This is a genomic window from Serinicoccus chungangensis, assembly GCF_001483745.1.
GTDB classification, from domain to species: Bacteria; Actinomycetota; Actinomycetes; order Actinomycetales; family Dermatophilaceae; genus Ornithinicoccus; species Ornithinicoccus chungangensis_A.
In genome coordinates, this window is sequence record NZ_LQBL01000011.1 from 15,325 (window position 1) to 27,485 (window position 12,161).

Below are 12,161 nucleotides of genomic sequence, written 5' to 3' on the forward strand. Positions count from 1 at the left end.
CGAGGCAGAGCGCCGTTGTGATCTGCGTCACGTGCTGCTGCCGGTGTCGTCGCAGGTCACGGGCTTCCACCGGGGCACGGCGGCCGGTGTCCGCCCGTTACCGACCGGGGAGCCGGCGACGACACCCAAGCGTGCCGCCGGTCGCGCCCATGGCCGTCGTCCGCCTCGACAGCGCTTTCAACCTGAGTAGTGTGCTGCAGATGCAGCCTGACGCACCTCGCATCTCGACCGCCTTCCTCGACGAGCTCGAGCGGCAGACCCGCGCCACCGTCGCCGCGGCCGACCCGCCCGACAGCCCCTTCGCCGGAGCGCCGCAGGAGGATATCGAGCACCTGAGCGCCCTGGTCGAGGAGGGCACCGAGGACCTCAAGGCGGTCGTGCGGCAGCTGCACGCCGACCCCGAGCTGGCCTACGAGGAGCACCGCTCGGCCGCCCTGCTCGCCGACCTCGTCACCCGGCGCACCGGCATACCCGTCGAGGTCGGGGCCCACGGTGTCGACACCGCGCTGCGCGCCGAGGTCGCCACCCCCGGGTTCGACCCCGACCGGCACCGGACGGTGGCCGTGCTGAGCGAGTACGACGCGCTGCCCGGCCTCGGCCACGCCTGCGGCCACAACGTCATCGCCGCCACCGGGGTCGGGGCGTTCATCGCGCTGGCGCGGTTGGTCGCCGAGGCCGGCAGCGAGGTGCAGGGCCGGGTCGTCTTCCTCGGCACCCCCGCCGAGGAGGGGCACACCGGCAAGGAGGTCATGGCCCGCGGCGGCGCCTGGGAAGGGCTCGACGCCGCCTGTATGACGCACCCGTTCGGCTACGACGTGGTCGACACCCTCTTCCTGGGCCGTCGGCTGCTGCGGGCCACCTTCACCGGTCACCCCGCGCACGCCTCCGCCCAGCCGTTCCAGGGCCGCAACGCCCTCGACGCCGCCGCGCTGGCCTACCAGGGGATCGGGCTGCTCCGCCAGCAGATGCCGCCCTCGGACCGCGTGCACGCCGTCATCACCGAGGGCGGCACGCGCCCCTCGATCATCACCGGCTCGGCCACCCTGCAGCTCTACGTGCGCTCGGCCTACCCGCAGACCCTCGTCGACCTGTCCGGCCGCGTCGAACGGGTCATGCAGGGCGCCGCGACGATGACCGACACCGCGGTCGAGCTGGAGTGGGACCACTACCCGCCCTCGCTGCCCATCCGCGGCAACGCCGCCCTGGGCGGGCGCTGGGTGCGCAGCCTGGGGGAGCGGGGCCGGCAGGTGCTCCCGGCCGGGACGGTTCCCGACGTCCTCGCCGGGTCCACCGACTTCGGCAACGTGAGCGTCCGGGTGCCCGGCATCCACCCGATGATCGCCATCGCCGGTCCGGACGTCGCGCTGCACACCGAGGAGTTCGCCGCGGCCGCCGCGACCGAGGCGGCCGAGCGGGCCGCCGTCGACGGCGCGGTCGGGCTGGCCCACACGGCGTGGGACTTCCTCGCCGACGACGAGCTGGCACGTGCGGCGCGCGAGGAGTTCGAGGCCGCGGGCGGGGCCCTCGACCCCGCCACCTACTTCGACTGAGCGGCGCCCGCCCGGGCACCACTTGACCGAGCGGCGTCCGCCGCCCGGCCCACGTCATACCGGAGGGACGCCATGACCACTGCCACGCAGGAACGCCGGAGCATCGGCGACCGGCTCCTCACCACCATCGAGCGGTGGGGCAACAAGCTCCCCGAGCCGTTCACGCTCTTCCTCGTCCTGCTGCTCATCACGGGGGTCGTCTCGACCGCGATGGCGCTCGCGGACGTCGCGGTGACCGTGCCCGGCACCGAGGACGGCCCGATCGAGATCCGGGGGCTGTTCACCGGTGAGGGGTTGGCCTGGTTCACCAGCAACCTCGGCCCGAACTTCATCGGCTTCCCGCCGCTGCAGACGGTGCTCACCATCCTGCTGGCCGTGGGCGTGGCCGAGAAGACCGGGATGCTGGCGGCGGTCGTGCGCAAGTCCTTCGGCTCCGCGCCGCGGTGGATGCTGCCGTATGTCGTGGGCATCGTCGGCGTGACCGGCTCGGTCATGGCGGACTCGGCGTTCATCATCATCCCGCCGCTGGCCGCGCTGGTCTTCAAGGCGGCGGGGCGGCACCCGGTGGCCGGGCTGCTCGGGGGCTTCGCGGCGGTGGGCGCCGGCTACTCGACCGCGCTGGTCCCCACCTCGCTGGACGCGCTCTTCGCCGGCATCACGACCGGGGTGATGGAGTCGCTGCCGGGCATCGAGACCACCCCGGTCAACCCCGTCTCCAACTACTACTTCAACGTCGTCGCGGCGCTGCTGCTGGGCCTGGTCTGCGGCTTCATCATCGACCGGATCCTCGAGCCGCGGATGGTCACGCAGGACGTGCCGACCGCGCAGGTCGACGCCGGTGAGGAGGCGGCGGAGCGGGGCGGGGCCGGCACCGCGGAGGTGACCGGGGACGAGACCGGACGGGGTCGCGACGCCCGTGGCGACCAGGCGGTCGACGTCGAGGCACCGAACGACGCCGACACCTCGGGCGACACCGTCGACCCCGAGCTGTCGGCGGTCGAGACGCGGGCCCTGTGGTGGTCCCTGGCCGCGGCGGGGCTGCTCACCGTGGTCGTGCTGGCGGCCCTGTTGGTGCCGGGCTCGCCGTGGCGCAACGAGGAGGGCGGCTTCCTGCCGAGCTCCCCGCTGCTGGACTCGATCGTCTTCCTGGTCTTCGCCTACTTCATGACCATGGGGGTGGTCTACGGCCGCGTGGTCGGCACGGTGTCGGGCATGAGCGACATCGTGCGCATGATGAGCTCGGCGGTGAAGGACATGATGAGCTTCCTCATCCTGGCCTTCGTGCTGGGGCAGTTCATCGCGCTCTTCAACTGGACCGGGATCGGGGCCTGGATCGCGGTCAACGGGGCGGCCGGGCTCGAGGCCAGCGGTCTCACCGGCTTCCCGGCCGTGCTGGGCTTCATCCTGCTGGCCTCCTGCCTCAACCTCTTCATCGTCTCCGGGTCCTCGATGTGGACGATCATGGCGGCGGTCTTCGTGCCGATGTTCGCCCTCATCGGGCTGGAGCCGGCCTTCACCCAGGCGGCCTTCCGGGTCGGCGACTCGGCGACGCAGGTCATCACGCCGCTGAACCCCTACATGATCGTCATCCTCGGGCTGCTGCGCCGTTACGAGCCGGACGCCGGCCTGGGCACCGTCATCGCCCGGCTCATCGTCTTCGTCGTGCCGTTCTGGGTGTCGTGGGCCACGCTCGTCGGCATCTGGTACTTCTTCGACCTGCCGCTCGGGCCGGGCAACGGGATCTTCCTGCGCTGAGCCGGGGACCGTCGGAGGTGCCGCCTAGGCTGGCCGCATGAGCGTGCACCACCTCGCCCGCGTCGTCGCCAGGGTGCTGCTCGGTGTCTTCCTCGTCTTCTCCGGCACCGGCCACCTGACCTTCGCCCGCGCCGACTTCCAGGCCCAGGTGCCGGCGTGGGTGCCGCTCGACGCCGACCTCGTCGTCCTGCTCTCGGGGGTGGTCGAGGTGCTGCTGGGTCTGGCCCTGGTCCTCCTGCCGCGCTGGCGGGTGCCGGTCGGGTGGCTGACGGCCGCGTTCTTCGTGGCGATCTTCCCCGGCAACGTCGCGCAGTACCTCCAGGGCCGGGACGCGTTCGGCCTGGACTCCGACGCCGCGCGTCTGGCACGCCTGTTCTTCCAGCCGCTCCTCGTGCTCTGGGCGCTGTGGTCCACGGCGGCGTGGCGTGACCGGCACCGGCTCCGGCGGCGTCGAGCGGGTGCCGGGTCGGCCCGCGAGGGGGAGCCTGGGTAGCGCGGGCCGGGTCGGCCCGCCTGGGGGGTCAGCGCCGGTCGATGAGCAGGGCTGCCGCGTTGAGGGCGGCCCAGGTCAGCGGGACGCCGGCGAGCTTGGCCCGCTCGGACTCCGGCCCGGTGGTGCCGAGGACGGCGGCGTCCCCCAGGTCACCGGTGATGCGCAGCAGCCCGGCGACCGGCGCCAGGCCGGGCACGAAGGCGAGCGCGCTGGTGCTGAGGTCGCGCACGGCATAGGTCCACGCGAGCCGGTCGGTGGCCCGCGCCGCAGCGCCCGTCTCGTCGAGCGCGGAGGACAGGTGAGAGGGGCGGACGGCGGCGAAGACGGCATACCCGGCGGTCAGCGCGGCCATCGTCTTGGTCAGGGGGTAGCTCATCCCCCGACGATAGGTGCCCGCCTCACGGGTCGCGCGGCAGGCGGACGGGTGGGGCTCAGCGCGGGGGCATCCGCAGCGCACCGTCGAGGCGGATGACCTCGCCGTTGAGCATGGGGTTCTCCACGATGTGGGCGACGAGCGAGGCGTACTCCTCCGGCCGGCCCAACCGGGAGGGGTGGGGCACCAGCGCCTCGAGGGAGTCCTTCACGTCGTCGCCCAGGCCAGCCATCATCGGCGTCTCGAAGACACCGGGCGCGATCGTCATGACGCGGATGCCCTTGTCGGCGAGGTCGCGGGCTGCGGTGAGGGTCAGACCGACGACACCGGCCTTGGAGCTGGCGTAGGCCGCCTGCCCGATCTGGCCGTCGAAGGCCGCGACGCTGGCGGTCATGACGACGACGCCGCGGTCCCCGTGCTCGGCGAGGTCGGGCTCGTTGCCCGCCATGGCCTCGGCCGCGAGGCGGAGGACGTTGAAGGTGCCGATGAGGTTGATCTCGACGACGGTGCGGTATGCCTCGAGGTCGAGCACCCCGCGCCGCGAGAGGATCCGGCCGGGCGTGGCGACACCGGCGCAGTTGACGACGACCCGCAGCTCCCCGAGGTCGACCGCCGCCCGCACGGCGGCGGCGACCTGCTCGGCGTCCCGCACGTCGGCGGCGGCGAAGGCCACCCGGCCCTCGCCGTGCTCGGCGGAGAGCTCGTCGGCGAGCTCCTCGCCGCGCCCCCCGGGCAGGTCGACCAGCAGGACCCGCCCGCCGGCCTCGAGGAGGCGTCGGGCGCTCTGCTCGCCCAGCCCGCTGGCGGCGCCGGTGACGAGGGCGACGGTGCGCTCGGTGATCTGCATGGTGGGTCCTCTCGGGGTCAGGAGTGCGCGGCCAGCAGGTGACGGGAGATCACCAGGCGCTGGATCTGGTTGGTGCCCTCGAAGATCTGGGTCACCTTGGCCTCGCGCATGAGGCGCTCGGCCGGGAAGTCGGTGGTGTAGCCGTAGCCGCCGAGCACCTGGACCGCGTCGGTGGTGACCCGCATGGCGGCGTCGGTGGCGACCAGCTTGGCGGTCGAGGCCTCCTGGCCGTGCGGCAGCCCGGCGTCCTTGAGACGTGCCGCGTGCAGGTAGGTCGCCCGCGCCGACCCGACCGCCGCCGCCATGTCGGCCAGCAGGAAGGCCAGCCCCTGGTTGCTCGCGACGGGCCGGCCGAACTGCTCCCGCTCGGCGGCGTAGGCGGTCGCGACCTCGAGCGCGCGCTGCGCCAGGCCCACGGCGCAGGCGGCGATCCCGAGGCGGCCCGCGTCGAGCGCGGCGAGCGCGATCGGCATACCCTCGCCCTCCGCGCCGACGCGGTGGTGGGCCGGGAGGCGGACCCCGTCGAAGACCACCTCGCGGACCGTGTCGCAGTGCAGCCCCATCTTGCGTTCCGGCTCGCCCAGGACCAGCCCGTCGGCGTCGGCCGGGACGTGGAAGCAGGACAGCCCACGGCCGCCGTCGTCGGAGGTGCGGGCGAAGAGGGTGTAGTAGTCGGCGTGCCCGGCGTGGCTGATCCACGCCTTGGTGCCGGTGATGACGTAGTCCTCACCCTCGCGCACCGCCCGGGTGCGGATCGAGGCGACGTCGGAGCCGGCCTGCGGCTCGGACAGGCAGTAGGCGCCGAGCTGGTCGCCGGAGAGCATGCCGTGCAGCCACTCCTCCTGCTGCTGGGCGGTGCCGAAGGTCGCCAGGGGAGAGGCGGTGAGCGAGTGCACGGAGACGCCGACCGCGACCGACATCCACCCGCGGGCGATCTCCTCGACCGCCTGGAGGTAGACCTCGTAGGGCTGCGCGCCGCCCCCGAAGCCCTCCGGGAACGGCAGGGACAGCAGCCCGGCCTGGCCGAGCATGGTGAAGACCTCGCGGGGGAAGCGGGCGGCCGCCTCGGCCTCGTCGACCTGCGGGAGCAGCTGCTCGTCGGCGATCTCGCGGACCAGGGCCAGGAGGTCGCCGGCCTCCTCGGTGGGGAGCACGCGCGTCACTGGCACCATGCGCAGGACGATAGTTCCGGACGTCGCGTCACCTGCTAACCGGACCGGGCTGAGTGTTCGCGGCCACGGTTCTCGTGCCCGCCACGCGTCCGGTGGGTGCTGACCACGCGTCCGGTGAGTGCTGAGCACGCGTCCGGTGGGTGCTGAGCACGCGTCCGGTGGGAGGGGTCAGGCGGGGTAGGCGTGGATCTCGGTCGCTTTGACGGCGGCCCACAGCTCGCGCCCGCGCTGGACGTCGAGCGCCGCCACCGCCCCCAGGGTCACCTCGGCGACGAGGTCGACGTCGCCCGTGAGGTGGACCCGGGCGCGTTGGCCGGTGACGGTCACCGACTCGACCTGGAGCAACCACAGGTTGCGGGCGGAGGTCTGAGGCCGCTGCGAGAAGAGCGCGACCGCCGCGGGGTTGACGCTCGCCCAGACCTGCTCGCCGACCGAGGCGCCCTCCGGCGCCTCGGCGAGCACCAGGCGGCCCCCGGGTCGCCCGCCGTCGGACAGCAGCTCGACCGCCCACCCCTCCTGGTCCACCAGCGTGCCGGTGAGCAGGTTGAGGCCGACCAGCGAGGCGACGTAGGCCGTGCGCGGCCGGGCGACCACCTCGGCCGGCGTGCCGGTCTGGGTCACCCGACCCTCCTCGAGGAAGAGCAGCCGGTCGGCCAGCGTCAACGCGTCCAGCGGGTCGTGGGTGGTCATGAGGGTGACCCCCGGGTAGGCGCGCAGCCGGGTCGCGAGGTCGGCGCGGGTGCGGGACCGGGTCTGCGAGTCCAGCGCCGACAGGGGCTCGTCGAGAAGCAGCACGTCGGGGTCGGTGGCCAGGGCCCGGGCCAGGGCCACCCGCTGCGCCTGCCCGCTGGACACCTGCGCGGGCCGGCGCCGGAGCAGCTCGCCGAGCCCCACCCGGTCCAGCTCCTCCCGGGCACGGGCGCGGGCGGCGCGCCGCGGCATACCTCGCGAGCGCGGGCCGAAGGCGACGTTGTCGAGCAGGCTGAGGTGGCCGAAGAGCACCGGGTCGGCCAGCACCAGGCCGACGCTGCGTCGCGCCGGCGGGAGGTCGACCCCGTCGCCGGCCCAGGTGCGGCCCGCCACCTCGACCACGGCCCGCTCGGCGTGGAGCAGGCCGGCCAGCGCGAGCAGCAGGGTCGTCTTGCCCGAGCCGTTGGGCCCCAGCAGCGCGCTGACCCCGGCGGGGGCGTCCAGCCGGGCCTCCACGACGTGCTCGCCGCGGTGGACCCGCAGGTCGGCCGTCAGCCCGCTCACCGCAGCCACCTGCTGCGCAGGCCGCCGAGGACGAGCACGCTCACCGCGAGCATGACCACCGAGAGCGCGAGGGCGGCGTCCGGGTCCTGCTCGAGCGCGGCGTACACCCCCAGGGGGGCGGTCTGGGTGCGCCCGGGGAAGCTGCCCGCGAAGGTGATCGTCGCACCGAACTCCCCGAGCGCCCGGGCCCAGGCGAGCGCGGACCCGGCGGCGATGCCCGGCAGGACCAGCGGCACGACGACGTGCACGAAGGTGCGCACCGGTCCCGCACCGAGCGTCGCCGCCACCTGGTCGACCCGGCGGTCCAGCCCGCGCATCGCCCCCTCGACGGAGACGACGTAGAACGGCAGCGCCACGAAGAGCTCGGCCATGACCACGGCGACGGTGGTGAACGGCACGGTGATGCCGAACCACGCCTCCAGCGGGCCGCCGACCACGCCGCGCCGGCCCCAGGCCATGAGCAGCGCGACGCCCCCCACCACCGGCGGCAGGACCAGGGGGACGGTGATGACCGCCCGGGCCCACGCGGTGAGCGGGTGGTCCGACCGGGCCAGGAGCCACGCCAGCGGCGTGCCCAGCAGCCACACGAGCACCATGGTGGCGCTGGTCGTCACGGCGGAGAGCCGCAGCGACTGCCCGACGACGGGGGAGGACAGGTGGGTGCCCAGCTGCGGCCAGTCGGTGCGGGCGAGCAGGGCGAGCAGCGGCACCACGACGAACGCGATCCCGATGAGGGCCGGGACCCGCAGCGACCACGAGCCGGTGGTCGGCCGCTCGCGGGTCGGGGCGGCCCTCACTGCTCGGGGGCCGGTCCGAAGCCGGCCTCGACGAGGCGCGACTGCACGCCGTCGGACAGCAGGTGGTCCACGAAGGCCTGGGCCAGCTCGCGGTCGGAGACGGCCACGGCCGGGTAGCGGTTGACGACGTTGCGGTCCTCGGGGATCTCGACGCCGGCCACCCGGTCGCCGGCCGCCGCGACGTCGGTGCGGTAGACCAGACCGGCGTCGGCCTCGCCCAGCTCCACCTTGGTCAGGGTCGCCCGCACGTCGCTCTCGTAGGACGCGATCTGCGGCTCCAACCCCTCCTGCGCCAGCAGGCGCGCCGTCGCCTGGCCGCACGGCACCTGCTCGGCGCACACGACCAGGGTGAGGCCGTCGTCGGTGAGGTCGTCGAGGCTCGCGACCCCCGCGGGGTTGTCCGTCGGCACCGCGATCTCGAGCTGGTTGGTGGCGAAGAGGCTGACCGGGCCGCGACGACGTCCCTCCTCCAGCGGCTCGAGCGAGGACTCGCCGGCGAGGGCGACGACGTCGGCCGGGGCGCCCTCGTTGACCTGCTGTACGACGGTCGAGCTGGCGGCGAAGCTGGCGCGCACGGTCAGGCCCGGGTGGTCGACCTCGAAGCCGTCCACGACGGGCTCGAGCACGTCGGTGAGTGAGCTCGCGGCCAGCACGGTGAGGGTGAGGGCGTCCCGCGGCTCGTCGGCGTTGTCGGGCTGGGCAGCGTCGCGCGTGCAGGCGGCGAGCGTCAGGGACGCGGCCGCCAGCAGCGCGAGGAGCCGGGCCGAGGCAGCGTGCCCCCCCCTGCTCACGCGGGCACCCCGACCCCGACGTTGGTCGCCTTGACGGTGGCGATCGCCACCGAGCCGACCTCCAGCCCCATCTCCTCGACCGCCTCGGTCGACAGCAGGGAGACCAGCCGGAACGGCCCGGCCTGGATGTCGACCTGCGACATCACCGGGTCGCTGACGATGCGGGTGACGATGCCGCGCAGCTGGTTGCGGGCGGAGGAGGCGCCGACGGCCCCGACGTCGGCCGGGTGCGCCTGCTGCTGGGCCAGCGCGGCGAGGTCGGCGCCCTCGACGACCGTGCGGCCGGCGGCGTCCCGGGTGCTGGCGAGGCGTCCGGCGTCGATGGCGCGACGGACGGTGTCGGGGGAGACGCCGAGGAGGGAGGCCGCTTCGGACACTCGCATCTGCGTCATGATGCTGAGGATAGTCACGCATCTGCGTCACTGCCAGGGGGTATGCCCGGGAGGCGGGCGGTTCTGCGCCCTCCCTCAGCCCGTGCCGAGCAACGTCTCGAGCCCGCTGCGCAGCACGGTCACGTCGGTGTCGACGGCGAGGAGGTCCAAGCCCGGGGGCAGGAGACGGTCGAGCTCGCGGTCACCGGAGAAGGCCCCCGCGAGCAGCCCCGCCCCGGTGCACACCTCCCGCACCCGCCGGATGGCGGCGACGACCTGCTCGTCGGTCACGCCGGGGCGGGCCAGGGAGAGCGACAGGTCGTATGGCCCGACGAAGAGACCGTCCACGCCGGGCAGCGCGGCGATGCGCTCGACGTCCTCCAGCGCCCCGGCCGTCTCGACCATGGGCAGCAGCAGCGGTCGCTCGGGTGCGCCGGTGAGGACCGCCCGGGTGAGTCCGGTGCTGCGCACCCCCTCGGGCGGGAAACGGACGGCCTGCACGAGCGCGGCCGCCCCCTCCGCCGAGGTCACCCCGGGCACGACGACCCCGGCCACGCCGGTGTCCAGCACCTGCGCCAGGTGCGCGGCGTCCGCCGAGGCGGCGCGCGCCAGCACCGGCACCGGGGCGGCGCGCAGCAGCCCGGGCAGGTCAGAGACGGCATACCTGCCGTGCTGGAGGTCGACGCCGAGCCAGCCGAGGCCGCGCTCGGGCAGCACCTCAAGCTGGTCGGGGGCCAGGACGGTCAGCCAGAGGCCGTAGGGGGTCTCGAACATGGGCGGCCTCTCAGTGCTCCGGGGTGTCCTGCGTGGGCGGCCGGCCGGCCTCGGGACGGGCCGACCGCGTCACCGGACCCAGCTCGGGACGCTTGGCGAGCACGCTGTCCCCGGACGAACGCCCGGTGAGGCGTCGCTGGACCCAGGGCCCGGCATACTCGCGGGCCCACCGGGCGTGACCGCGCAGGGTGTCCACGGTGGCCGCCGGGGCCTGCGGCGGCAGCGGCGCCCGCCAGTCGGTGCCGGCGGCGTCCTCGGCGCTGTGCCCGAGCGCGACGTAGGCGGTGAGCGCGACGCGGTGGTGGCCCTCGGGGGTCATGTGGATGCGGTCCGGCGACCACATGCGCCAGTCCTTGAGGAAGTCGCACGCCCACTGGTTGAGGACGTAGCAGCCGTGGCGCTGGGCGATCGACCAGATGTGGGCGATGTATGCCGCGGCCCGCCCCCGCGTGCGACCGATGATCGGCGCCCCCGCGGGGTCGGTGGGGGTCGCCATGAGCACGTCCGCACCGGTGGCGCGGATCCGCGCCACCGCGGTGTCGAGCCGGGCCGCGAGGTCGTCGATGTCGGCGCGCGGGCGCAGGATGTCGTTGCCGCCCCCGACGATGCTCACCAGGTCGGGCTGGAGGCCGAGCGCCGCCTCCAGCTGCGGGCCGACGACGTCGGTGAGGGTGCGGCCCCGCACGGCCAGGTTGGCGTAGCCGAAGTCCTCGACGTGCCCCGACAGCAGCCCGGCGAGCCGGTCGGCCCACCCGACGTAGGTGTCCGGGGTGTCCGGGTCCGGGTCGCTCATGCCCTCGGTGAACGAGTCGCCGATCGCGACGTAGCGCGCCCAGGCCCGGGGGACGGGACGGATGCTGCCGGCCTCGCCGTGCACGGTGGGCCCGGCCTCGCCGTGCACCAGACGGAGGGGGTGGGCGTGCTGGTCGCGGCCCTCCGCGAGGCGGTGCTGCGGCGGGGTCGCGGTGGCGGTGCGGTCGTGGGTGCTCAGGGCAGCCTCCAGTCGATCGGCGCGCCGCCCTGCTGCCGCAGCAGCTCGTCGGCCCGGCTGAAGGGCCGGCTGCCGAAGAAGCCGTGGCGGGCGGACAGCGGTGAGGGGTGGGCGCTCTCGACGCGGGGCACGTCGCCCAGCCGGGGCCCGAGGTTGCGGGCGTCGCGGCCCCAGAGGATCGCGACGAGCGGGCCGCCGCGCCGGACGAGGGCGTCGATGGCCAGGTCGGTGACCTCCTCCCACCCCTGCCCGCGATGGCTGGCCGGGGCGCCGGGGCGGACGGTGAGCACGCGGTTGAGGAGCATGACGCCGGCGTCCGCCCAGGGGGAGAGGTCCCCGGTGCTGGGCCGCGGCACGCCGAGGTCGTCGACCATCTCGGTGTAGATGTTCTGCAGGCTGCGGGGCACCGGGCGCACGTCCGGCGCGACGGAGAAGCTGAGCCCGACGGCGTGTCCCGGGGTCGGGTAGGGGTCCTGCCCGACGACGAGCACCCGCACGTCGTCCAGCGGGCGGGTGAAGACGCGCAGCACGTGCGGGCCGCCCGGCAGGTACCCCCGTCCGGCCTCGACCTCGGCGCGGAGGAACTCCCCGATCCGCGATACCGTCTCCTCGGCCGGCGCCAACGCCTCGGCCCAGCTCGGGTGCACGAGGTCGCGCAGGGGTGTCGGGCTCACGCCGCCCAGGGTATGCCGTGGCTCAGCTCTGCATACCCAGGCGTCGCATCGAGCGCGCCCGCTGACGGCGGGAACGGTCGCGACGCAGTCGCTTGATGAGCAGCGGCTTGTAGGCGAGCGCGGCCTCGTTGTCGATGAGCTGGTTGAGCAGCTGGTAGTAGCGCGTCGAGCTCAGGTCGAAGAGGTCCTTGATGCCCTGCTCCTTGGAGCCGGCGTAGGTCCAGTGGCGGTTCTCGAAGTCGAGGATCTCCTGGTCGCGCGCCGACAGCCCGGCGGGAGGCTCGACCTGCTGCACATGGCTGGCAGCACCCATGGATGC

General features: G+C 74.4%; 14 protein-coding genes. 3 read left to right on the top strand and 11 right to left on the bottom strand.

Features of this window, described 5'->3' with window-relative positions; translation table 11 throughout:
* Window positions 1-200: 200 nt before the first annotated feature.
* From AVL62_RS04585 to AVL62_RS04595, 3 genes are all read left to right on the top strand, one after another.
* Window positions 201-1,550 carry an amidohydrolase gene (locus AVL62_RS04585; RefSeq protein ID WP_058890656.1) on the top strand — a complete coding sequence of 450 codons (1,350 nt, stop codon included), beginning with the start codon at window positions 201-203 and terminating at the stop codon, window positions 1,548-1,550.
* Window positions 1,551-1,622: 72 nt separating this feature from the next.
* Window positions 1,623-3,305, top strand: a complete 1,683-nt coding sequence (locus tag AVL62_RS04590) for an AbgT family transporter (RefSeq protein ID WP_058890501.1) — start codon at window positions 1,623-1,625, stop codon at window positions 3,303-3,305.
* Window positions 3,306-3,342: 37 nt separating this feature from the next.
* Window positions 3,343-3,798 (top strand): DoxX family membrane protein, encoded by a 456-nt coding sequence (locus tag AVL62_RS04595; protein ID WP_058890502.1) that lies wholly within the window; start codon window positions 3,343-3,345, stop codon window positions 3,796-3,798.
* 28 nt (window positions 3,799-3,826) lie between these two features.
* On the opposite strand, the gene AVL62_RS04600 is transcribed toward AVL62_RS04595, so the two are convergent.
* From AVL62_RS04600 to AVL62_RS04650, 11 genes are all read right to left on the bottom strand, one after another.
* On the bottom strand, window positions 3,827-4,174 hold the full coding sequence (locus AVL62_RS04600; protein WP_058890503.1) for a hypothetical protein: 348 nt from the start codon (window positions 4,172-4,174) through the stop codon (window positions 3,827-3,829).
* Window positions 4,175-4,229: 55 nt separating this feature from the next.
* Window positions 4,230-5,018 carry an SDR family NAD(P)-dependent oxidoreductase gene (locus AVL62_RS04605; protein WP_058890504.1) on the bottom strand — a complete coding sequence of 263 codons (789 nt, stop codon included), beginning with the start codon at window positions 5,016-5,018 and terminating at the stop codon, window positions 4,230-4,232.
* A 17-nt stretch (window positions 5,019-5,035) separates the two neighbouring features.
* Window positions 5,036-6,190: an acyl-CoA dehydrogenase family protein gene (locus AVL62_RS04610; protein ID WP_058890505.1), complete on the bottom strand. Its 1,155-nt coding sequence runs from the start codon at window positions 6,188-6,190 to the stop codon at window positions 5,036-5,038.
* Between the two features lie 168 nt (window positions 6,191-6,358).
* Window positions 6,359-7,444, bottom strand: a complete 1,086-nt coding sequence (locus AVL62_RS04615; RefSeq protein WP_058890506.1) for an ABC transporter ATP-binding protein — start codon at window positions 7,442-7,444, stop codon at window positions 6,359-6,361.
* On the bottom strand, window positions 7,441-8,241 hold the full coding sequence (locus tag AVL62_RS04620; RefSeq protein WP_058890507.1) for an ABC transporter permease: 801 nt from the start codon (window positions 8,239-8,241) through the stop codon (window positions 7,441-7,443). Before AVL62_RS04620 ends, AVL62_RS04615 begins: the two co-directional genes overlap by 4 nt.
* Complete coding sequence (gene modA, locus AVL62_RS16515) at window positions 8,238-9,032, bottom strand: molybdate ABC transporter substrate-binding protein (protein WP_153011671.1); 795 nt, start codon at window positions 9,030-9,032, stop codon at window positions 8,238-8,240. The genes AVL62_RS04620 and modA overlap by 4 nt, the downstream gene beginning before the upstream one ends.
* Entirely contained in the window at window positions 9,029-9,424 is a 396-nt protein-coding gene (locus AVL62_RS16980; RefSeq protein ID WP_058890508.1) for a TOBE domain-containing protein, read from the bottom strand. The genes modA and AVL62_RS16980 overlap by 4 nt, the downstream gene beginning before the upstream one ends.
* Window positions 9,425-9,499: 75 nt before the next feature.
* The gene (locus AVL62_RS04635; RefSeq protein ID WP_058890509.1) at window positions 9,500-10,177 is read right to left on the bottom strand and encodes an aldolase/citrate lyase family protein; all 678 of its coding nucleotides are present in this window, start codon (window positions 10,175-10,177) and stop codon (window positions 9,500-9,502) included.
* 10 nt (window positions 10,178-10,187) lie between these two features.
* Window positions 10,188-11,078, bottom strand: coding sequence for an SGNH/GDSL hydrolase family protein (locus AVL62_RS04640; protein ID WP_327281536.1), 891 nt, complete (start codon window positions 11,076-11,078; stop codon window positions 10,188-10,190).
* An 86-nt stretch (window positions 11,079-11,164) separates the two neighbouring features.
* On the bottom strand, window positions 11,165-11,842 hold the full coding sequence (locus tag AVL62_RS04645) for a uracil-DNA glycosylase (protein WP_058890510.1): 678 nt from the start codon (window positions 11,840-11,842) through the stop codon (window positions 11,165-11,167).
* 22 nt (window positions 11,843-11,864) lie between these two features.
* Window positions 11,865-12,155, bottom strand: a complete 291-nt coding sequence (locus AVL62_RS04650; protein ID WP_058890511.1) for a DUF3263 domain-containing protein — start codon at window positions 12,153-12,155, stop codon at window positions 11,865-11,867.
* Window positions 12,156-12,161: the final 6 nt, after the last annotated feature.

Excerpts from the sequence above, each read along its gene's own strand:
- AVL62_RS04585 (WP_058890656.1), top strand. The coding sequence starts at position 201 with ATGCAGCCTGACGCACCTCGCATCTCGACCGCCTTCCTCGACGAGCTC.
- AVL62_RS04590 (WP_058890501.1), top strand. The coding sequence starts at position 1,623 with ATGACCACTGCCACGCAGGAACGCCGGAGCATCGGCGACCGGCTCCTC.
- AVL62_RS04595 (WP_058890502.1), top strand. The coding sequence starts at position 3,343 with ATGAGCGTGCACCACCTCGCCCGCGTCGTCGCCAGGGTGCTGCTCGGT.
- AVL62_RS04600 (WP_058890503.1), bottom strand. The coding sequence starts at position 4,174 with ATGAGCTACCCCCTGACCAAGACGATGGCCGCGCTGACCGCCGGGTAT.
- AVL62_RS04605 (WP_058890504.1), bottom strand. The coding sequence starts at position 5,018 with ATGCAGATCACCGAGCGCACCGTCGCCCTCGTCACCGGCGCCGCCAGC.
- AVL62_RS04610 (WP_058890505.1), bottom strand. The coding sequence starts at position 6,190 with ATGGTGCCAGTGACGCGCGTGCTCCCCACCGAGGAGGCCGGCGACCTC.
- AVL62_RS16980 (WP_058890508.1), bottom strand. The coding sequence starts at position 9,424 with ATGACGCAGATGCGAGTGTCCGAAGCGGCCTCCCTCCTCGGCGTCTCC.
- AVL62_RS04635 (WP_058890509.1), bottom strand. The coding sequence starts at position 10,177 with ATGTTCGAGACCCCCTACGGCCTCTGGCTGACCGTCCTGGCCCCCGAC.
- AVL62_RS04650 (WP_058890511.1), bottom strand. The coding sequence starts at position 12,155 with ATGGGTGCTGCCAGCCATGTGCAGCAGGTCGAGCCTCCCGCCGGGCTG.